The 20,427-nt window shown below is 64.9% G+C and carries 21 protein-coding genes; 3 read left to right on the plus strand and 18 right to left on the minus strand.

The window, feature by feature from the left end; all coding sequences use genetic code 11:
• Window positions 1-33: 33 nt before the first annotated feature.
• Window positions 34-354 (plus strand): ribbon-helix-helix domain-containing protein, encoded by a 321-nt coding sequence (locus AAFG13_RS33180; RefSeq protein ID WP_342709403.1) that lies wholly within the window; start codon window positions 34-36, stop codon window positions 352-354.
• Between the two features lie 376 nt (window positions 355-730).
• Here the strand turns inward: AAFG13_RS33180 and AAFG13_RS33185 are convergent, their stop codons facing one another.
• Genes AAFG13_RS33185 through AAFG13_RS33200 form a run of 4 tightly spaced genes read right to left on the minus strand, consistent with a single transcriptional unit; the run spans window position 731 to window position 3,621 of the window.
• The gene (locus AAFG13_RS33185; RefSeq protein ID WP_342709404.1) at window positions 731-2,299 is read right to left on the minus strand and encodes a GMC family oxidoreductase; all 1,569 of its coding nucleotides are present in this window, start codon (window positions 2,297-2,299) and stop codon (window positions 731-733) included.
• A 24-nt stretch (window positions 2,300-2,323) separates the two neighbouring features.
• Complete coding sequence (locus AAFG13_RS33190) at window positions 2,324-2,872, minus strand: gluconate 2-dehydrogenase subunit 3 family protein (RefSeq protein WP_212313491.1); 549 nt, start codon at window positions 2,870-2,872, stop codon at window positions 2,324-2,326.
• A gap of 32 nt (window positions 2,873-2,904) precedes the next feature.
• Window positions 2,905-3,300 carry a VOC family protein gene (locus tag AAFG13_RS33195; protein ID WP_342709405.1) on the minus strand — a complete coding sequence of 132 codons (396 nt, stop codon included), beginning with the start codon at window positions 3,298-3,300 and terminating at the stop codon, window positions 2,905-2,907.
• On the minus strand, window positions 3,301-3,621 hold the full coding sequence (locus tag AAFG13_RS33200) for a c-type cytochrome (RefSeq protein WP_342713440.1): 321 nt from the start codon (window positions 3,619-3,621) through the stop codon (window positions 3,301-3,303).
• 389 nt (window positions 3,622-4,010) lie between these two features.
• On the opposite strand from AAFG13_RS33200, the gene AAFG13_RS33205 reads away from it, so the two are divergent.
• Window positions 4,011-4,316 carry a hypothetical protein gene (locus tag AAFG13_RS33205; protein WP_212313488.1) on the plus strand — a complete coding sequence of 102 codons (306 nt, stop codon included), beginning with the start codon at window positions 4,011-4,013 and terminating at the stop codon, window positions 4,314-4,316.
• 261 nt (window positions 4,317-4,577) lie between these two features.
• Here the strand turns inward: AAFG13_RS33205 and arfB are convergent, their stop codons facing one another.
• The 8 genes from arfB to AAFG13_RS33245 form a co-directional block, all read right to left on the minus strand.
• Window positions 4,578-4,997, minus strand: coding sequence for an alternative ribosome rescue aminoacyl-tRNA hydrolase ArfB (gene arfB / locus AAFG13_RS33210; RefSeq protein WP_212313486.1), 420 nt, complete (start codon window positions 4,995-4,997; stop codon window positions 4,578-4,580).
• 329 nt (window positions 4,998-5,326) lie between these two features.
• Window positions 5,327-6,637: a pitrilysin family protein gene (locus AAFG13_RS33215; RefSeq protein ID WP_342713441.1), complete on the minus strand. Its 1,311-nt coding sequence runs from the start codon at window positions 6,635-6,637 to the stop codon at window positions 5,327-5,329.
• A gap of 50 nt (window positions 6,638-6,687) precedes the next feature.
• Window positions 6,688-8,079 (minus strand): pitrilysin family protein, encoded by a 1,392-nt coding sequence (locus AAFG13_RS33220; protein WP_342709406.1) that lies wholly within the window; start codon window positions 8,077-8,079, stop codon window positions 6,688-6,690.
• 149 nt (window positions 8,080-8,228) lie between these two features.
• Complete coding sequence (locus tag AAFG13_RS33225) at window positions 8,229-8,960, minus strand: hypothetical protein (protein WP_212313475.1); 732 nt, start codon at window positions 8,958-8,960, stop codon at window positions 8,229-8,231.
• 100 nt (window positions 8,961-9,060) lie between these two features.
• Window positions 9,061-9,582, minus strand: a complete 522-nt coding sequence (gene lspA, locus AAFG13_RS33230; RefSeq protein ID WP_342709407.1) for a signal peptidase II — start codon at window positions 9,580-9,582, stop codon at window positions 9,061-9,063.
• Complete coding sequence (ileS, locus tag AAFG13_RS33235) at window positions 9,555-12,605, minus strand: isoleucine--tRNA ligase (protein WP_342709409.1); 3,051 nt, start codon at window positions 12,603-12,605, stop codon at window positions 9,555-9,557. Before ileS ends, lspA begins: the two co-directional genes overlap by 28 nt.
• Window positions 12,606-12,817: 212 nt before the next feature.
• On the minus strand, window positions 12,818-13,345 hold the full coding sequence (locus AAFG13_RS33240) for a sugar O-acetyltransferase (RefSeq protein WP_342713442.1): 528 nt from the start codon (window positions 13,343-13,345) through the stop codon (window positions 12,818-12,820).
• Between the two features lie 17 nt (window positions 13,346-13,362).
• Window positions 13,363-14,358: a bifunctional riboflavin kinase/FAD synthetase gene (locus AAFG13_RS33245; protein WP_212313470.1), complete on the minus strand. Its 996-nt coding sequence runs from the start codon at window positions 14,356-14,358 to the stop codon at window positions 13,363-13,365.
• A 214-nt stretch (window positions 14,359-14,572) separates the two neighbouring features.
• Here AAFG13_RS33245 and AAFG13_RS33250 point away from each other — a divergent pair, with 214 nt between their 5' ends.
• Window positions 14,573-14,968 carry a response regulator gene (locus AAFG13_RS33250; protein WP_016844467.1) on the plus strand — a complete coding sequence of 132 codons (396 nt, stop codon included), beginning with the start codon at window positions 14,573-14,575 and terminating at the stop codon, window positions 14,966-14,968.
• Between the two features lie 559 nt (window positions 14,969-15,527).
• Here AAFG13_RS33250 and AAFG13_RS33255 read toward each other — a convergent pair.
• The 6 genes from AAFG13_RS33255 to pgsA all read right to left on the minus strand — a co-directional run bounded on the left by AAFG13_RS33255 (window position 15,528) and on the right by pgsA (window position 20,284).
• Complete coding sequence (locus AAFG13_RS33255; protein WP_342709410.1) at window positions 15,528-16,382, minus strand: TIGR01459 family HAD-type hydrolase; 855 nt, start codon at window positions 16,380-16,382, stop codon at window positions 15,528-15,530.
• A 15-nt stretch (window positions 16,383-16,397) separates the two neighbouring features.
• A complete protein-coding gene (locus tag AAFG13_RS33260) occupies window positions 16,398-17,810 on the minus strand; it encodes an EAL domain-containing protein (protein WP_342709411.1) in 1,413 nt (470 codons plus the stop codon).
• A 176-nt stretch (window positions 17,811-17,986) separates the two neighbouring features.
• Window positions 17,987-18,946: a 50S ribosomal protein L3 N(5)-glutamine methyltransferase gene (gene prmB, locus AAFG13_RS33265; RefSeq protein ID WP_212313459.1), complete on the minus strand. Its 960-nt coding sequence runs from the start codon at window positions 18,944-18,946 to the stop codon at window positions 17,987-17,989.
• Window positions 18,946-19,413 carry a molybdenum cofactor biosynthesis protein MoaE gene (locus tag AAFG13_RS33270; RefSeq protein ID WP_212313452.1) on the minus strand — a complete coding sequence of 156 codons (468 nt, stop codon included), beginning with the start codon at window positions 19,411-19,413 and terminating at the stop codon, window positions 18,946-18,948. Before AAFG13_RS33270 ends, prmB begins: the two co-directional genes overlap by 1 nt.
• 8 nt (window positions 19,414-19,421) lie before the next feature.
• On the minus strand, window positions 19,422-19,673 hold the full coding sequence (gene moaD, locus AAFG13_RS33275) for a molybdopterin converting factor subunit 1 (RefSeq protein WP_212313445.1): 252 nt from the start codon (window positions 19,671-19,673) through the stop codon (window positions 19,422-19,424).
• The gene (gene pgsA / locus AAFG13_RS33280) at window positions 19,670-20,284 is read right to left on the minus strand and encodes a CDP-diacylglycerol--glycerol-3-phosphate 3-phosphatidyltransferase (RefSeq protein WP_016844474.1); all 615 of its coding nucleotides are present in this window, start codon (window positions 20,282-20,284) and stop codon (window positions 19,670-19,672) included. Before pgsA ends, moaD begins: the two co-directional genes overlap by 4 nt.
• Window positions 20,285-20,427: the final 143 nt, after the last annotated feature.

The following is a 20,427-nucleotide window of genomic DNA, read 5'->3' on the forward strand; positions in this document are numbered from 1 at the left end:
AGAAAAATTATAAGTTCTCGCCGGAGGAACGCCATGTGCCATCTTTTCGCGCACCAGCCGCAGCGTGACTATGAATCGCAGACCAGATCGCTGCGGATCGACGGCCACTGCACCTCGATCCGGCTGGAAATGTCGTTCTGGGACACGCTGGAGGAGATCGCGGCCAAGGAAGGCATGAGCCTGGCCAAGTTCCTCACCACCTTGCACAACGAGGTGCTCGACCATCACGGTGAGGTGAACAATTTCGCGTCGCTGCTGCGCTGCTCCTGCCTGATCTACCGTGCCAGGGCGAATGCGCCGGCGGTCGTTTCGGATTATCGCGAGACGGCGGCGATCATGGATGCCGCGGAATAGCGTCGCTCCGACCCATCACACAGGAAGAAAAAGCGGCCTTGTCCTGTTGGGCAAGGCCGCTTCAGTGAGAGAGGAACTGGATTTTCTTGCTAGACCGAGATGAGTTTACTTCGAATCGAGCAGCGCACTCCGTTTCACCTCGCCCCGCGTGCGGGAGAGGCATAGGCCGCCTTCGGCGGCCGTTCTCAAGAACGCCGAAGCGGAGCTCCGGCTATGACGCATCGTTAGATGCGTTCCGGGTGAGAGGGAGCCTCCGCAAACGCAGCCATCGCCGAGTGCGCGGAGATAGCCCCTCACCCCAACCCTCTCCCCATAAGAACGGGGCGAGGGAGCGCAGCACCGTCGCGGCCGCTATTCGACCTGATCTCATCACGCTCTAGATCTCCTTGCGCTGCATCGCGCCGGCGATGTGATCGGCCTGCCGGATCGCCAGCGACACGATCGTCAGCGTCGGGTTGCACGCCGCTCCGCTCGTGAACTGGCTGCCATCGGAGACGAACAGGTTCTTGACGTCGTGGGTCTGGCCGAACTTGTTGACCACGCCGTCGCGCGGCTTCTCGCTCATCCGGTTGGTGCCCATGTTGTGGGTCGAGGGATAGGGCGGCGTCGGGTAGGTCACGGTGGCGCCGACCGCTTCATAGACCGCGGAGCCCTGCTTGTAGGCGTGATCGCGCATCGCGACGTCGTTCGGATGATCGTCGAAATGCACGCTGGCGACCGGCAGACCGAACTTGTCCTTGATCTTTGGATCCAGCGTGACGCGGTTGGTCTCCTGCGGCATGTCCTCGCCGACCAGCCACATGCCGGCCATCCGCGGATAGCCCTCGATCGCGCTGGTGAAGCTGCGTCCCCAGGCGCCGGGATTGAGGAACGCCGCCATGAAGGGCAGGCCGAGCGACAGCGTCTCCATCTCGTAGCCGCCGACGAAGCCGCGGCTCGGATTGTTCTTGGCCTCGTCACGGATGATGCCGGCCATCGTGGTGCCGCGATACATGTGCACCGACTTCTCGAAGCTCGCATACACGCTGCCGGTCATGTGCCGCATGTAGTTGCGACCGACCTGGCCCGATGAATTGGCGAGGCCGTCCGGGAACATGCTGGAGGCGCTGTTGAGCAACAGACGCGGGCTCTCGATCGAGTTGCCGGCGACCGCGACCACGCGGGCCTTCTGACGCTGCATCGCGCCGGTCGCATCGGCATAGACCACGCCGGTGACCTTGCCGGACTGGTCGTGCTCGATCTTGATCACCATGCTGCCGGGACGCACTTCGAGATTGCCGGTGGCTTCGCCCTTCGGGATCTCGGTGTAGAGCGTCGACCATTTGGCGCCCGACTTGCAGCCCTGGAAGCAGAAGCCGATCTGCTGGCAGGAGCCGCGGCCGTCGCGCGGCTCGCTGTTGATCGCCATCCGCCCGGTGTGCACTTCCTTGTAGCCGAGCTTCTTGGCGCCGGCTTCCATCACCTTGAAGTTATTGTTGCCGGGAAGCCCGGGAATGCCGTTGGTGCGGGTGACGCCCATCTTGTCCTCGGCCTTCGCGTACCACGGCTCCATCTCGGCGAGCGTGATCGGCCAGTCCAGCAGATTGGCGCCGGGGATGCCGCCATAGGCCGACTTGATCTTGAACTCGTGCTCGTCGAAGCGCAGCGAGGCGCCGGCCCAATGCGTGGTCGAGCCGCCGACCGCCTTCACGATCCAGGCCGGCAGGCCCGCAAAATCCTGGTGGACGCGCCAGCTGCCCGAGGTCGAGCGCGCGTCGGACCAGGCGAGCTGCGTGAAGCTGTCCCATTCGTCGTTGATGAAGTCCTGGTTCTCGATGCGCGGTCCGGCTTCCAGGATCACGACCTTGACGCCCTTCTGCGCCAGTTCATTGCCGAGCGTTCCGCCGCCGGCACCGGAGCCGACGATCACGACAACGCCGCTGTCATTCAGATCAAATTTTGCCATTGTTTCCTCCTGGGCGTTATCAGTTCAAGCCTTCGGCAGCCAGTCGATGTCAGCGAAGCCGCGCTTGATGTAACCACCATGCTCGGCGGAGGAGCCCTCGTAGCCGAACCGCGGCCAGACCTCCTTGTTGTTGTAGAGCGAGACGATGAGGTCGCCGCGGATCTTCTGGAAGAACGCGCTCTGTTCGATCTGCTGCAGCAGCGCGACGCGATCGTTCTCCCAGGCGATCTGGGCATAAGGCATCTTGTGGCGGTCGTTGGCTGCCTGATCCAGCCTTGCGACACCGTCATTGATCAGCGATTTGACAGCCGGATCCTTGGCGGCCTTGTCATCCCACGGCTTGACCGCAGTGATGTAGTAGCTGTCGCCGAGGAAATCGTGCGGATAGATATCGCGCGCCACCTTCAGCAGCGTCTTCATCGTGGCCGGCGTCAGCGTGCCCGCCTCGTCGGCCCACGCATCGGTGATGCCAAGCCCGGTGGACGTCGCGATCGCGACTGCGGGTGCGGTGGCAGCCGCGCCCTTGAGAAACACACGCCGGTCATATTTGCTGCGTCGATCGATTTCTCTCATGGGTTTCCTCCGTAGTTTATTTTCTGATTGGATTAGCCGAAGCGCCCGCCGCGCTGGATCACCTCGATCTTGTAGCCGTCGGGATCCGAGACGAAGAAGAAGCGCGCCAGCGTCTTGCCGTCATGCTTGAAGTCGCGCAGCGGCCCGGGCGACAGCTTCTCTTTATCGAAGCGCGCGTGCTCGGCATCGACGTCATCGACTACGACGGCGAGATGGCCGTAGCCGTCGCCGAGCGCATAGGGTTCCTTGCGGTCGAAATTGACCGTGAGCTCGACCTCGAAAGGCGAGGAGGGATGGCGCAGATAGATCAGCGCGAAATCGCCAAATCGCAGATTGTCCGCGATCTCGAGCCCGAACGCGCGCTTGTAGAAGTCGAGCGCTTTAGCCTCGTCGAACACGCGGATCATCGAATGCACGGGTTTCGCCATTCAATTCAGCTCCTTCAGATAGGCGATGATCATGGCGCGGGTTTCCGGCTTGGCCTGTCGGTAGGCCATCACGGTGCCTGGGATCACCTCTTGTGGATTGGTCAGCCAGGCATCGAGCCTGGAGTCGTCCCAGACGAAGTCAGCCTTGGCGAAGCCCGCGGAATATTTGAATCCGTCAGCCTTGCCGGCATGGCGGCCGACGATCTTGTAGAGCGACGGCCCTTGCCGGACGGGATCCGACATGTTGGTAGCGTGGCAGGTCGCGCATTGCTGCTTGAACAGAGTCGCCCCATCGGGCGGCTTGGCGGCAGGCAACGGCATTTGCGCAGCCGCCATTTGCACTGCAAACATCGCGCTGCAAAATCCCAGCGCCAACGTCCACCTCGCACGCAGCTTTGTCATATACATTACCGCCTCTGTGCGGTGACTGTAGGAGGCTGAATTCGGCCGTTGGTAGTAGCGGGCTGTTTCACGGCAGAACAAAGCTGGGCGCTGATCTGGCGCGGAACCGATGGTTGCCGCATATGCGGACGACAAATCCGCAAAATGACCGCGAAATCCCTGCACGATCACCACACGCCGCCGCTTGCATTGCGCGTGCGCCGTTTGCGGAAAATTCAGTCTCGCACGATGGGGTTCAGGGTCGGCGTTGCAAACGGCGCACACCCGCGCCGCTCCGTCCATCGTCAATCAAAGTCCTGGAGAAATAGATGACGTTTGCAAGAACCAGCGTGCTCGCCCTTGCCATCACGGCCGCGATGGCCGGTCCCGTCCTGGCACAGGGCGCGACGACGCCGGACACCCAGCTTCGCGGCGGTGCACAGGGCAGAGGTACCATGCAGCAGGGCGGCGGCATGTCCGGCAGCGGCGATGAGGAAATGGCGGCGCAACCGACTTCGCCGACGCAAAAGAGCGGCACCAGCGCCAAGTCGGGCAACAAGGGAACGGTCGGCAGCGGCCACGCCACACCGAAGTCTGGCGGTTCCGAGATGGCGCCTGCAACCAAGAAGTATTGATCCCGCGATGATCGGATCCCGGATGCAGCGCCGCGCCTGCGCTGCGTCCGGTGCTCCCTGGAGCCTTTTCCGTTCCGATTGAATCGAAACGGGGCTCTGGATTCTAGTTTTGACGGGTTTTCTTCACGCGAACCGGGTATCCACTTCGCTCGAAAACGCTCTAAAGCGCGATGAGATCAGGTTGAATCGTCATCGCGCTTTAGCTCCTTGTTTGAGCATGATCTTTTCGGAAAACCGCTTCGCACTTTTCCGGGCCAAGCTTCAATCGTCGAGCCGTTGACTGCCGCGGCCGGCCTTGATGTCGCTGCGGCGCTTCTTGCCTTCGAGCCGGCGCTTCTTTGAGCCGAGCGTCGGCCTGGTCGGCCGCCGTGGTGTCGGCCGCACCATCGCTTCCTTCAGCATCTCGAAGAGCCGCTCGATCGCGTCCGCGCGATTGCGCTCCTGGGTGCGGAAGCGGAACGCCTGGATCACGATCACGCCGTCCTTGGTCATGCGGCTGCCGGCGAGCCGCGCCAGCCGCTGTGCCGCGTCCGGCGGCAGCGCGATCTTGTGCGTGTCGAAGCGAAGCTGGGCTGCGGTCGAGACCTTGTTGACATTCTGTCCGCCCGGACCGGAGGCACGGACAAAGACGATCTCAATGTCGTTCTCGTCGATCGTAAGGTCGCGGGACAGCCGCAGCATGACATCACCCGTGGAGGGAAGAATCGGCGGCCGCAGGATAGCGGGTTTGCGCTGGGCGTGCTTGGGCGGTGTTGATGCGGGGTTCGCTACATCGGCGATCGGAGCGCGGGGCCCCCCCTCTCCCCAACCCTCCCCCGCAAGGGGGGAGGGAGCCCATCCGCCTGCGCGTCCCTAACGATCGAAGCGTCAATCGAAGCATCGGCACCATGTTGGCACCGTGTGAGGTGAGCACGCCTCTCAGGCTCCCTCCCCCCTTGCGGGGGAGGGGCGGGGAGAGGGGTGGCCACAACGGTGGTGAGTACGAAGATGCGGGTGCGCGCCGAACCGCGTCAGTTCGCTTTCGGCGGCGCCGATGCCGGCTGCGCTGCGGCTTGCGGGGCGCGGCCGACGATCACGGTGAGCAAGCCGTTGCCCCACAGCCTCTTGGAGACCCGCTTGACGTCGTCGAGCGTCACCGCATCGACGATGGCGCTGCGCTTCTCGATGTAATCGATCGGCAGCTTGTCGAGCTGGTATTGCAGCATTGCCTGCGCGAGCTTGGAGGAGGTGTCGAGCGCCAGCATCTGCGAGCCCTTCAGATAGGACTTCGCCTCGTCGAGCTCCTGCTGCGTCGGACCTTGCTCGGCGATGCGGCGGATCTCCGCCTCGATCGCATCGACGGTCTCGCCGGCGCGGTCGGCCCGGGTGCCGGTGTTGCCGATGAACAGCGCGGAGTGATCCATCCAGAGCAGCGCTTCATAGATCGAATAGGCGAGGCCGCGCTTCTCGCGCACTTCCTTGTAGAGCCGCGACGACAGCCCGCCGCCGCCGAGAATGTGGTTCACCACATAGGCGGCCATGAAGTCCGGGTCGTGCCTGTTGATGCCGGGACCGCCGAAGGTGACGACGGTCTGCGGCACGTCGAGCGGGACGAAGGCGCGCTGCGGCGGCTTGGTCGCCACGACGTCGGGAATCGCCGTCAACTCGGCCTTGGCCGGCAAGCCGCCAAAGGTGTTGTCCAGGAGCTTGCCGAGCGTATCGGGATCGACGTCGCCGACCACGGCGATCCGCAGCGTATCCTTGGCGATGATGCGGCGGACATAGTCCTTCAGATCGGCGATCTCGATGGTCGGCGCGCTCTCCAGTGTGCCGGTCGCCGTCCTCCCATAAGGATGATCGCCGAAAGCGAGCTCGAGGAACTTGCGGCCGGACAGCGAGGACGGATTGGTCGATTCGCGGCGCAGGTTCGAGATCACCTGGGCGCGGATGCGTTCGACGTCCTTGGGCTCGAACCGCGGCGAGGTCAGCGCCATCCGCAACAGGTCGTAGGCTTCGTCCTTGTTGTCCTTGAGCATGCGCAGCGAGCCGCGGAACTGATCGCGGTTGGACTGGAAGCTGAGCTCGATGGCGCGGCGCTCGAGCCGCTCGTGATAGGTCTTGGAATCGAGATCGCCGGAGCCCTCGTCGAGCAGGTCGGCGACCAGATTGCCGACGCCGGGCTTGCCGGGCGGATCCTGGCTGGCGCCGCCGCCGAAGGAATATTCCATCGCGATCAGCGGCACGGTGGCGTCCTGCACGAACCATGCTTCGATGCCGCCGGGCGACACCAGCCGCTGGATCTTGGCCGCGGCCTGCGAGGGCACTGACGTCAGCGTCAGCATCGCGGCACAGGCGCCGCCGATCAGCGCCGCGCGGCGGGTGATGGAATAGGTCACGAGCGCTTCTCCTCGCGTTTCGGCGCAGTATCCTTGATCAGATAGCCGGTCACCGACCGCTTCTTGTCGAGCCAGGTGGCTGCCGCTGCGCGCACCTGCTCGGCGGTGACGGCGCGAATGCGATCCGGCCAGCTCCTGATGTCGTCGATGCTGAGCCCGGTGGTCAGCGCGCCGCCATACCAGCGCGCCAGCGTCGCCTGGTTGTCCTGGGCGTAGATCGCCTCCGCGATCAGCTGGGTCTTGACCCGTTCGAGATCCTCGGCGCGCGCGGGGTTCTGCGCGAGATCGGCGATCACCTTGTCGATCGCGTCCTCGATCTGCGCGAACTCGACGCCGGCCTTGGGCGTTACCGCGATCGAGAATTGCGACGGATCGAGCGCGGTGCCCTGATAGCCGGCGCCGGCCGAGATCGCGAGGCCCTTGTCGATCACCAGAGAGCGATAGAGGTAGGAGTTGGCGCCGCCGCCCATCAATTGCGCCAGCACATCGAGCGCCTGGCTCTCGCCCGCCGCCGCCGTGGTCGCGGACGGCACCAGATAGTAGCGGCGCAGGTTCGGTTGTTCGACGCGGGGATCAGACAGCGTCACGGTGCGCGGTGCAGCCGGCGTCGGCTCCTGCGGCCGGACGCGCTTCTCGGCGATCGCGCGTTGCGCCGGGATCGGGCCGAAATTCTTCTCGACCAGCGGGCGGATGTCCTTGACGTCGACGTCGCCGGCGATGACCAGGATCGCGTTGTTCGGCGCATAGAAGCGGCGGTAGAAGGCGAGCGCATCCTCGCGGTCGAGCTTCTCGATCTCCTGGTGCCAGCCGATCACCGGCCGGCCGTAGGGATGGTTGAGATAGAGCGCGGCCATGATCTGCTCGGTGAGCCGGGCATCCGGGTTGTTGGCAACCCGCATGTTGAACTCCTCGAGCACGACGTCACGTTCGGGCAGCACATTCTCGTCCTTCAGGATCAGGCCGGTCATGCGGTCGGCCTCGAACTCCATCATGGTGGGCAGCTGCTCGCGCGGCACGCGCTGGAAGTAGCCGGTGTAGTCGTTGGAGGTGAAGGCGTTCTCGTTGCCGCCGACGCGCAGCACGGTCTGCGAGAACTCGCCGGCCGGGTGCTTGGCGGTGCCCTTGAACATCAGATGTTCGAGGAAATGCGCGAGGCCCGATTTGCCCGGCGTCTCGTCGGCGGAGCCGACCTTGTACCAGATCATCTGCGTGACGACCGGCGTGCGGTGATCGGGGATCACCACGACCTGCAGGCCGTTGTCGAGCGTGAAGCTCGCAGGGCGTTCCGAGGTGACGGTGGTCTGGGCACGGAGGCTGGTGCCCGACAGCGGGACGGTTGAAACGAAGGCAGCAGCGAACAGGGCAATCGATCGGCGTGAGGGCATCATGGTCCTTATGGAAGCCTGAACAGATGGCCGGGCATGAAAGACGCCATCGTACACGGTGCAGTCCGTGCCAGTCGTCACGAAGCGGAGAGACGGATGTCCCTCCGCATTAAGCTTTGCTCATGTCAGCCTTCGCCCAAACAGGCCAAGCGTCACTGGATCGGTTTTCCGGTCATGACGTCGTACTGGCCCTCGTTCACCTTCGGCTTCATCGGGCCTGTGCCATAGGCAAAGCCTGAAGACGGCGTCTGGTAGCCCGGAGGGGGCTCGGTCAGGGATTCGCGCGTCGGCTCGCCCGGGAACGGCTTGGACTCGCTGCTGTTCCCCTTGAACATGCCGAGCAGACCGCCGGTGTAGCCGAGCTGGCTCGGCATCAGCGACGGATTGGTGTTGGTGCCCGGCTCGAGCGGCTCCTTGCGGCCCTCGGTGGCCGTCTGCTGCTTGCGGCCTGCCTCGATCTCGGCCGGCGTCAACGCCACCGCTGACTGCCACGGCTCCTTCTTGACTTCCTTCTTGCGCGCCGCGATCGCAGCCTTGCGCGCCGCGATATCGGGGTCCTTCGGCCAGTTCGGCGCGTTGACCTGGGCGGCTGTGGCAGGCGGCGGCAGGTCGAGCTTCGGCGGCACCACCAGCGGCGAGCGCTCGCGATAATCGATGCCCTTGCTGGCGGCGCTCTTGGCGCCGAGCCCGGTCATCAGATTGTCGATGATCCGCTCTTCGAAGGTCAGGCCGTCATCGCCGTCATCTTCATCGTCACCGGCACGCACCGGGCCGGCCGTCATCGCAAGGCCGATCCCGGCCGCAACGAACGCCAGACGCAGGCCGCGCATCAGCGGCAGCCGGGACGTCTCGATCAGATAACCGCGGACTTTGGTGTTGCGCATCGCGCTATTCCCATCTCAAAATTCACCAAAGCGATCACTGGCTTAGCGCTCAGTTCCGCTAGGTGCAGGTCGGCCGCCGACCGGTTCGTATCGGCCGGGATCAGGGCGCTTTTACGGCGGGGGTCCCCATGACGGAATCATACAATAGGGCCGCCACGCCAGCAACGATCGCCACATCGGCGAGGTTGAATACGTACCAATTGAAGGTTTTTCCCCCGATCTCGACATGAAACAGGGCAAAATCGACCACGGCGCCGTAGGCGAAGCGGTCGATCCCGTTCCCGATCGCACCGCCGATGATCAGGCCGAGCGACACCGTCGCGAGCCAGGTCCGCGACCGCGCCATCCAGATCGCGAGCGCGATCACGGCGGCGGCCTTGATTACCATCAGCAGGATCTGGGCCGCCGGGGTCTCGCTCTGAAACCAGCCAAAGCTGATGCCGGGATTCCAGGCCAGCACCAGGTCGAAGAACGGCGTCACCTCGACCGCGCCGCGGTGGGCAATGCCGAAGACATAAAGCAGCCAGAGCTTGGAGGCCTGGTCGGCGATCAGGGTGATGACCGCCACCAGCACACCGGCGCGAACCGGCGAGCTCAAGCCGTGACCCCCAGCGCCTTCCATTCGCGCAGCGCTTGCGCGTCGCGCGGCGAGACGTCGGGATACTCGGGATCCTCGCCGATATCAGGCAGGATCTTCCACGAGCGCGCGCATTTGGTGCCGATCGCCTTCTCGACCACCACGGCGACGCCGGGCACGGCATCGAGGCGGAAGGCATTGGCCGGCGCCTCGCCCTCGCGCACCTCGTAGTTCGAGGTGATGCAGACCTCGGCGAGATCGATGTCGAACAACGTGGCCAGCATCTCGCGGTCGGCGATGTAGATCACCGGCGAGGCCTCGAGCGACGAGCCGATCCGCTTGGCGGCGCGCTCGAGCTCGAGCGCACCGGTGACGACGCGGCGGACGTTGCGGATCGTCTCCCACTTCGCGGCGAGGGCGTCGTCGCGGAACTGCTCGAGACCTTCGGGGAACAGCGTGAGATGCACCGAGGGCTCGGCGTTCGGCCGGTACATCCGCCAGGCTTCGTCGGTGGTGAAGCTCAGGATCGGCGCCAGCCATTTCAGGATCGCGTCGCAGAGCAGGTCGATCGTGGTCAGTGCCGCCTTGCGCGCCACCGAGGACGGCGGGTCGCAATACAGCGTGTCCTTGCGGATGTCGAAGTAGAACGCCGACAGCTCGGAGTTCATGAAGGCCGCGAGGCTTGCGACCACGGTCTTGTAGTCGAACGCCGCATAGGCCTTGCGGATCGTCTCGGTGTGGCCGGCTAGTTCGTGCAGCATCAGCCGTTCGAGTTCGGGCATCTCGGCGAAGGCGACCTTCTCGCTCGGCTTGAAATGGTGCAGCGTGCCGAGCATCCAGCGGATCGAGTTGCGCAGCTTGCGGTAGGTCTCGATGGTGTTCTTCAGGATCTCCGGGCCGATGCGCTGGTCGTCGGCATAGTCGGTGGCGCAGACCCAGAGGCGCAGGATATCCGCCCCGGAATCCTTGATCACCTTCTGCGGCTCGACCGTGTTGCCGAGCGACTTCGACATCTTGCGGCCGTTCTCGTCGAGCGTGAAGCCGTGGGTCAGCACGATGTCGTAAGGCGCGCGCCCGCGCGTGCCGGCGCTCTCCAGCAGCGACGAGTGGAACCAGCCGCGATGCTGGTCGCTTCCTTCCAGATACATCACGGTGTCATTGCCGCCGTCGATCTTGCGGACGATGTTGCCGAGCTGCGGGAAGTTCTGGCGGTCTTCCAGCACGAAAGCGTGCGTGGAGCCGGAATCGAACCAGACGTCGCAGATGTCGTCGACCTTCTTCCAGTTTTCCGACGCGCGGCTCCCGAGGAAGCGCTCGCGGGCGCCGTCCATGTACCAGGCGTCGGCGCCTTCCTCCATGAATGCCTCGGTGATGCGCTGGTTGACGACCTCGTCCTGCAGGATCTCGGCCGAACCGTCGCTGTTCTCGCGCACGAACACGGCGATCGGCACGCCCCAGGCGCGCTGGCGCGAGATCACCCAGTCGGGGCGGTTGGCGATCATGCCGTTGATGCGGTTCTCGCCGGCCGGCGGCACCCATTGCGTGACCGAGATCGCCTGCAGCGCGCGGGCGCGCAGCGTGTCGCCCTTCTTGGCATGGCCATTCTCCGCGATGTCCATAGCCCCGGGCTTGCCCGGGGCGTCCACGATGGGTTTGTCCATCGCGATGAACCATTGCGGCGTGTTGCGGAAGATCACTGGCTTCTTGGAGCGCCAGGAATGCGGGTACTGGTGCTTGAGGCGGCCGCGCGCCAGCAGCTTGCCGGCCTCGATCAGCGCCTTGATCACCGCCTCGTTGGCATCGCCCTTCTCGCCCTTGTCGTTGAGCACGCGTTTGCCGGTGAAGCCCGGCGCCTGCGCGGTGTAGGCGCCGTTCTCGTCGACCGTGTAGGGGATCGCCGTCGGGATGCCGCGGGCATCGAGCTCGCGGGTGTTGGCCGTCCAGACGTCGAAGTCCTCGCGGCCGTGGCTCGGTGCGGTGTGCACGAAGCCGGTGCCGGTGTCGTCGGTGACATGCTCGCCGGCGAGCAGCGGCACGGTGAATTCGTAGCCGCCGCCAAAGCCGCGCAGCGGATGGGCGCATTCCACCGCGTCCAGCGTGTCGCCGGGAATATCGCGGACCTTCTCAAAGGACGTGACGCGCGCCTGCTTGAACACTTCCGCGGCGAGCGCATCGGCCAGGATCAGGAGATCGCCGGTCTTCGCCCAATTGTCGGCGGGCGCATCCGTGACCTTGTAAAGGCCGTAGGCGATCTTCGGCGAGAACGAGATCGCCCGGTTGCCGGGCAGCGTCCACGGCGTGGTGGTCCAGATCACCACCGAGGCATTGGCCAGCGCGCCATGCGCCGGCGAGGTGACCGGGAATTTCACCCACACCATGTCGGAGGTGTAGTCCTCGTATTCGACCTCGGCTTCGGCAAGCGCGGTCTTCTCGACCACGCTCCACATCACCGGCTTGGAGCCGCGATACAGCGTGCCGTTGGCGGCAAACTTCATCAGCTCGCGGGCGATCTGCGCCTCGGCCGGATAGCTCATGGTCTGATAGGGATGGTCCCAGTCGCCGATGATGCCGAGCCGCTTGAACTCCTCGCGCTGCACGTTGATCCAGTGCGTCGCATAGGCGCGGCATTCCCTGCGGAACGCGACCATCGCGGCGGAGTCGCGGAAGTCGGGCTTCTGCTTGCCCTTGGAGCGGTAGTTCTCCTCCTCGATCTTCCATTCGATCGGCAGGCCGTGGCAATCCCAGCCCGGCACGTAGTTGGAGTCGAAGCCGAGCATCTGCTGGCTCTTGGTCACGACGTCCTTGAGGATCTTGTTCAGCGCGTGGCCGATATGGATGTTGCCGTTGGCGTAGGGCGGGCCGTCGTGCAGCACGAATTTGGCGCGGCCCTCGGCTTCCCGGCGGAGCCTGTCGTAGAGGCCGATGTCGTTCCAGTATTTCAGGATTTCCGGCTCGCGCTGGGGCAGGCCGGCGCGCATCGGGAATTCCGTCTGCGGCAGGTAAAGGGTCTTGGAATAGTCCCTAACGTTAGTCTTTTGGGCGTCGGTCTTTTGCGGCTTGTCGGACATAAAAGCTCTGATTTGGCAGGTGCGGGCGCGGAAACGCGATCAATCGCGGGTGAAACGACGAAGTCCCGGTCTTGCGCCGAGCCTTCAAGCTCAGGCGGAAGCCGGGCCGCTAATCCGTATGATGCGCCGCGAAAACATGGGGTTTCCATAGCAGCCGGACGGGGAAATCGCAAAGCCCCCGCCGTCGGCAAATCCAGCCCCGCCGGGCCGCCCTAAGCCTGCCGCGGCCGGGCCGGATTTCCCGCCACAGTGGCGCCGGGGGCGACGTCCCGCGTTACCACGCTGCCGGCCCCGACCAGGGCGCCGTCGCCTATCGTGACGCCGGGCAGGATGATGGCACCGCCGCCAATCCAGACGTCGCTGCCGATCCGGATCGGGCGGCCGAACTCGAGCCCGGCGCGCCGGGTCGCAGCGTCGCGCGGGTGGTCGGCGGTATAGATCTGCACCGCGGGTCCGATCTGGGTACGATCGCCGATCGTGACCTCGACGACGTCGAGGATCACGCAATTGAAGTTGAGGAACACGCCGTCGCCGAGGCTGATATTGCTGCCGTAGTCGCAGAAGAACGGCGGCCGGATCACGGCGTCCTTGCCGACCTTTCGGAAGCGCGCGGAAAGCAGCGCGTGCAACTCGGCTGCGGACGATGCGCCTGAGGCGTTGTAGCGCGCCATCCAATGTTCCGCCGCGGTATGGTCGGCGGCGAGCTCTGCATCCGGGCGATAGAGCTCGCCCGCCAGCATTTTCTCTTTCTCTGTCTTCAATCAATCACTCCGAGCTGCGGGAACGCGTCCGGCGCTGCGGCCAATGCCGCGCGCGCCCTGGCGCTGTCGTCATCCATCTGGCGTATCAACGCCTCGATGGTGTCGAATTTCAGCTCTTCGCGAATGAAACTGATGAAGGCGACATCGAGCACCGTGTCGTAGAGATCGCCCTTGAAGTCGAACAGGAACACTTCGAGCAGCGGCGCGCCGTTGTCGAAGGTCGGCCGGCGTCCGAAGCTTGCGACGCCATCGAACCGCACCTTGTCGTTTCCTTTGTCCTTGCTCTGGGCCTTGCCGACCCGCACCGCGTAGATGCCGTGCTTCAAGCCGCAATGCTTGTCGAGGCGGATGTTGGCCGTGGGGTAACCGAGGTCGCGGCCGCGCTTCTCGCCATGGATCACCTTGCCGGTCGCAAACCACGGCCCGCCCAGCATCGTGGTGGCGTCGTCGACCTGGCCTTCGGCGAGCGCCATGCGGATGGCGCTGGAGGAGACCGGGCGCTCCTCGATGTCGACATGGGCCTGCACATCGACCTCGATGCCGAGCCGCGGCGCTTCGCTGACGAGCAGGCTCGGCGAGCCGACCCGGCCCTTGCCGAAATGGAAGTCGTAGCCGACCGCGATCCCGCTGATGCCGAGCCGGCCGATCAGGTCATGGTGAATGAAGTCCTGCGCCGTGGTCCCGGCGCGCGACTTGTCGAAGGTCATCACGACGGCGCCGGCGAGCCCGGTGGCCGCGAGCAGCCGCAGCTTGTTGGTCTCGTCCGTGAGACGGAATTGCGGGGTGTTCGGGCTGAAGAAACTGCGCGGATGCGGTTCGAAGGTCACGGCGAGCGCGGGCACGCCGTGCGTCTTGCCCATCGCTAGCGCCGCGCCGATCACGGCGCGGTGACCGAGATGGACGCCGTCGAAATTTCCCATCGCGACCACGGCGCCCTTCGGAATTGCGCTTTCGGGCGTGTTGTCGCGGATAACGGTAAAGCCGGTGCTCATGTCAGGTATTCTTCAAGGATTCTTAAGCATGATTGGTGCGGGCCGGACCGTGACGCGGCGGCGGCGTGGAAGTCAAGCATAGCGAAAATCGCGTCAAATCCGTAACAATCCGGATTCAGCCGGTTAACGCGCTGTTTAACGCCTGCTGTTAGTCGTTGGCGGAAAGCTGCGTTTGTGCAGAAGCCAAGTTGCGTTAGTGGTTTTGGGGGGAAAGATGGCGGTTGATTTGTCCATGCCGGTTCTGGTGGTTGATGATTACAGCACCATGATCCGCATCATCCGGAATCTTCTCAAGCAGCTTGGATTCGAGAATATCGACGACGCCTCCGATGGCTCTGCGGCGCTCAACAAGATGCGCGGCAAGAAGTATGGCCTGGTGATTTCCGACTGGAACATGGAGCCGATGACCGGCTACGACTTGCTCAAGGAAGTCCGCGCCGATCCCAATCTCGCGACCACGCCCTTCATCATGATCACGGCGGAATCCAAGACCGAGAACGTGATCGCGGCCAAGAAGGCCGGCGTGAACAACTACATCGTCAAGCCGTTCAACGCGGCGACGCTGAAGACCAAGATCGAGGCGGTCTTCCCGGACATGGCGACGGCGTAAGACGCTCGTCCGTCGCATCACAATTCATCCTCATCTCATTGCGCGTCAGCGAATGCCCAGCGTCGCCTCACCGTCACCCCCGCGCAACGGCTTTGCCGTTGTCGCTGGAGGAGCCGCGAAGCGGCGTCTCGAAGGGTCGACGGCCCGGCTGGTGGCCGTGCATCCTTCGAGACGCGCGCTAGAGCGCGCTCCTCAGGATGACGGACTGAAGCATTGCATAATTTCGGAATATTAGAAGAATATCCCTGAGTTGCCCGACGAGTCAAGTCGGCTGGTCGAACGTCGGCCGCCGCCGGCTACTTTGCATGGGGTTGTTTTCGATATTTTGGCAGCGCGCCCCTTCACCTCGCCCCGCTTGCGGGGAGAGGCATAGGCCGCCTGCGGCGGCCGTGCCTAAGAACGCCGAAGCAGAGCTTCGGCTATGTCGCATGCAGCGTAGCGAAATGCGATCCGGGTGAGGGGGTACAGGTCTCACGGCGTTCAGAGTTCGCGGAAGCGGCCCCTCACCCCAACCCTCTCCCCGCAAGGGCGGGGCGAGGGAGCGCAGCAGCGCTAGCCGCTACCACTTCAGCTCGCGCATCAGCGCGCGGGGCGGATGGCCGAACAATTCCTTCACCGAGGCGGGGTCGAGCTGCTCGATGCCCTCGAACTGCTCAGAATGGATGCCGCGGGTGACGAACAGGAGATCGATGCCGAAGCCGTGGGCGCCGGTGAGATCGGTGCGCACGGAATCGCCGATCGCGAGCACGCGGCTGAGTTCGGTCGGACGCCCGCGACGTTCCGCGGCCAGCGCCATGGCGCGCTCGTAGATCGGCCGGTGCGGCTTGCCGTAGAACACCGACTCGCCGCCGAGCTCGCGATAGAGTTCGGCAACCGCGCCGGCGCAATAGATCAGCCGGTCGCCGCGCTCGACCACGATGTCCGGATTGGCGCAGACCAGCGTCAGCTTGCGTTCGAGCGCCTTCAGCAGCGTGTCGCGATAATCCTCGGCGGATTCGGTTTCGTCGTCGAACAGGCCTGTGCAGATGATGTAGTCGGCCTGCTCCAGCGGCACCAATGTGGCGTCGAGGCCGCGATGGATCGAGCTGTCGCGCTCCGGGCCGATCCAGAATATTTTCTGACCGGGATGATCGGCCACGAAGTGGCGCGTCAGATCGCCCGAGGAGACGATCGCATCATAGGTCTCGTCGGCGACGCCGAGCTTGCGCAGCTGGCGCTGTACTGAGTCAGCTGGACGCGGCGCGTTGGTGATCAGGATGACGGTGCCGCCCTGCTGGCGGAACGTGTGCAGCGCTTCACAGGCCTCGGGAAAGGATTCGAGCCCGTTGTGCACGACGCCCCAGATGTCCGACAGCACGACGTCGACGTCGCCAGTGAGGTCGCGCAGCCGCTCCACGAAACGCAGCGATGTCATGATGCGAACTGCCGGTCAGTTGGGCCCGAGCGCGCGGCGCGCCAGCGCGGCGCTGCCGGTTGCGCGCGGTGGCGCTGCGGGGCTGGAGACGGGTGCGGAAGTGCCGGCGCCATTGAGGTCCTGGGGCTTGGTCTGCGGTGCCTCGGCGGTAGCAGATGCCCCTTCCGGCCGCAACGGTCGCGGGGGGGCGAACAGGAAGCCCTGGCCGAACCGAACATCGTAGTCGAGCAGGTCGACCACCGAGCGCTCGCCCTCGATCCGTTCGGCGATCAGGTCGATGCCGAAGCGGCCGAGCAGGTCGGACAGATCGGAGGGATCGATGTCGCTGGTCGCGCTCTGCCTGGCGTCGAGCAGCAGCGCGGCCGGCACCTTGATGAAGCGGACGCCGCGATCGGCGAGCTCGCGCGGCTCGAGGCGGAGGTCGCTGACGTGGTCGATCGAGAACCGGTAGCCGCGCTGCGACAGCGCCGCGAGATTCTCGCTTTCGACCGGGCCGAGATTGCGGAAGGTCGCCTGCTTGAACTCGAGCACGAAGGAGGGTGCCAGCGCGCGGTTGGCCTCGAGGAAGTCGAGACACTGGGTGAAGTGCTGGGGGCTCGACAGCGTCGCCGCCGAGACGTTGCAGAACACGCCGACATCCTTGCTGCGGATCATCAGGCGGCGCAGCACCTGGACGCAGCGAAGCATCACCATGTGGTCGATGCGGCCGATCAGGCCGCCGATCTCGGCCGCCTCGATGAAATCGTCGGCGGCAAGCACCTGGTCGCGCTCGTCGCGCAGCCGCGTCACCGCCTCGTAGTAGCGCACCTTGCGCTGCGGCAGCGTCACCATCGGCTGCAGGTAGATGTCGAGGCGGTTCTCGTCGATGGCGTGCCTGACCGCGGCAATGAGCTGGGTCTGGCTGCGTGAGATCGGCGATGGGGGCGCAACCGGCGGCGCGGGCGCAAACACGACGGTCGGAGCCGGCGGGACCGGTTGCAGCAGATCGTCGCGCGGCGCGGCGACCGGCGGCGCTACGGGAGCTGCCGCCAGCAAATCCTCATGATGGGCGACGGACGCCGCAAGCTGCCGGACCAGGCCGCCAAGTTCGTTGATCTCGCCGGCCATGCCCTGGATCCGGTCGGCGCCGGTGGAGTTCGCCGAGGCGACGCGGCCTTCGACCGCGGCCAGCCGGCGGCCGAATTCGGCGACCTGGCGGGCGAGGTCGGCGGTGCCGCGCGACAGATCCGCAATCTGGCCGCCGACGTCGCTGCGGTCGCGGAGCCGCATCGAGACGGCGTTGTAGAGGATCAGGCAGGTGAGGGCGGTGAGCGCCACGATCGCCGATTCCGATCCGCTGATGCCCGCCACCGAATACAGCACGAAGCCGAGCGAGGCTGCGACCAGCACCATGCAGATGGCGATGAAGATCGTCGAAATGCGAATCATGTCGCGCGCCCGCGCCCTCTCTCCGAACGTCCCCGGAGCGCAAGTTTAGCACCATTGTTGATTCGACGGGCCAGCGATCTTCCGAACCGGCTGGAACTGCACACGATTTTCGCTTCGTCTTGGTCGGCCTCGAAGTCGGGCTCCGTAATAGACCGGAGCCGGCCGCGGCGTGCCGGTCAGAGGTCGGCGGCCGCGATCCAGAACACCTCGCCCTCGGAGTCCTCGGTGTCGAGCCAGAGCAGCGGCAGGTTGGGATAGGCGGCCTCGAGATTGTCGCGGCCGCGGCCGATCTCGCAGAGCAGCCCGCCTTGCGGGGTCAGATGCTGCTTGGCCTCATCGAGCAGGCGGCGGACGATGTCGAGCCCGTCAGCACCGCCGTCGAACGCGATCTTCGGCTCGGCGCGGCACTCGCGCGGCAGCGCGGCCATGCCCTCGGCATCGACATAGGGCGGGTTCGAAATGATGAGATCGTAGCTGACGTCGCCGAGCGGCTTGAACAGGTCGCCGCGATGGAGTGTGAGGCGGTCGTCGAGGCCGTAGTCGGCGACATTGCGCGCGGCGACTTCGAGCGCATCCTTTGAGATATCCACCGCGTCGACAGCGGCGTTGGCGAAATGCCGGGCGGCGAGGATCGCAAGGCAGCCGGAGCCGGTGCAGAGATCGAGCACGCCCTCGACCTGCTCGGGATCGCCGATCAGCGAGGTGCCGTCCTCGTCGCCGCCGAAATGCGAATCCAGCAATTCGCCGATGAAGGAGCGCGGCACGATGGTGCGCTCGTCGACATAGAACGGCAGGCCGCGCATATAGACCTTGTTGACGAGATAGGCGGCCGGCTTTCGCGTCGCGATCCGTCGTTCGATCAGGTCGAGGATCTGCTTGCCTTCGGCGACGGTGACGCGCGCGGTCGCGAAGGTCTCGAACTGGTCGGGATGCAAATGCAGCGTCTCGCAGATCAGGAACGCGGCTTCGGCCACCGGATCGGTGGTGCCGTGCGCGAACACGAGTTTTGCCGCGTTGAAGCGGCTGACCGCGTAGCGCAGGAAATCGAACAGGGTGTGAAGCTCGCCGGCGCCGACCTTGGGCGCTTTCGGCACGGCGGGGCTGCGCCTGGCCGGCACTTTGCTGCGCTTCGCCATCAGGATTTGGTCCAGCGCGCGGCCGCCGCGTCGTCATGGCCCTGCGCCTCGATCCAGCTCGCGCCGCGCGCGCTCTCCTCACGCTTCCAGAACGGTGCGTTGGTCTTGAGATAGTCCATCAGGAACTCGGCTGCCTCGAACGCGGCCTGCCGGTGCGCCGAGGCGGTCACGACCAGCACGATGTTCTCGCCCGGCGCGATGCGGCCGAAGCGGTGGATGATGGTGAGGCCCTGCAACGGCCAGCGCGCCAGCGCCTCGTCGGCGTGGCGTGCAATCTCGGCTTCCGCCATGCCGGGGTAATGTTCGAGCGTCAGCGCGGCGATCGGCTCGCCCTGCTCGCTGCCGCGGCAAATGCCACTGAAGCTGACGACCGCGCCGACATCGGTGCGGCCCTTGCTTAAGGCGGCAATCTCCTGCGCGACGTCGAAGTCGGCTTGCTGGATGCGGATGGTCGCTGCGATAGCCATGAGAAGATTCAGCCGCCGGTCATCGGCGGAAAAAACGCGATCTCGCGGGCGCCGGAAATCGCGGCGTCCGGTTTGACATGGGCGTGGTCGATCGCGGCGCGGATCACCGTGGGCTTCTCGAAGGCGTGGGCGTAGCCGTCGTCGCGCGCGGCAAGCCAGCCGATCAGCTCGCCAACGGTACGCACCTCGGCCGGCGGCTCGACGATCTCTTCGGTCTTGCCGATGCGTTCACGCACCCAGGCGAAATATTTCAGCTTCATCCCTCATCCTCCTTGATGAGGTGATGGATGCCGGCACGGAAGTAATCCCAGCCGGTGTAGATCGTGAAGATCGCCGACATCCAGAGCAGCACGATGCCGATCAGGGTAGTGGCCGGAAACACCTGCTCGCCGGCTTCGCCGGCGATCAAGAAGCCGATCGCCACCAGCTGGATCGTGGTCTTCCATTTCGCAAGCTTGGTGACGGGAACGCTGACCCGCAGTCCCGCGAGATATTCGCGCAGGCCCGAGACCAGGATCTCGCGGCACAGGATCACGATCGCCGCCCACAGCGTCCAGCCATGGATCGAATTGTCGGCGGCCAGCATCAGCAGGCTGGAGGCCACCAAGAGCTTGTCGGCGATCGGATCGAGCATCCGGCCGAAGGCGGACTGCTGGTCCCACATCCGGGCGTAATAGCCGTCGAGATAGTCGGTGATCCCGGCCGCAATGAACACGGCCAGTGCCACCCAGCGCAGCCACAACGGGCCGTCCAGGATCGACTGCCAGTAGACGCAGCCGATCACCACCGGGATCGCGGCGATCCGGGCGTAGGTCAGGATATTCGGGAGGGACATGGTCTTGGTCTGTCCCCGGGTCGTCGCGATGTTCATCCGTTCTACCAATACCGCTGAAGCCAGAAGGTCAACCGTGCGGGCGCCAAAGCACGGCGAGATTAGGCTGAATCGTCATGGCACCTTAGCCCCTTGTTTATGCATGTTCTTTTCGGAACGTTGCTTGCCGCTTTTCCGCATCA

The organism is Bradyrhizobium sp. B124 (assembly GCF_038967635.1).
In the GTDB taxonomy this organism is placed as follows: domain Bacteria; phylum Pseudomonadota; class Alphaproteobacteria; order Rhizobiales; family Xanthobacteraceae; genus Bradyrhizobium.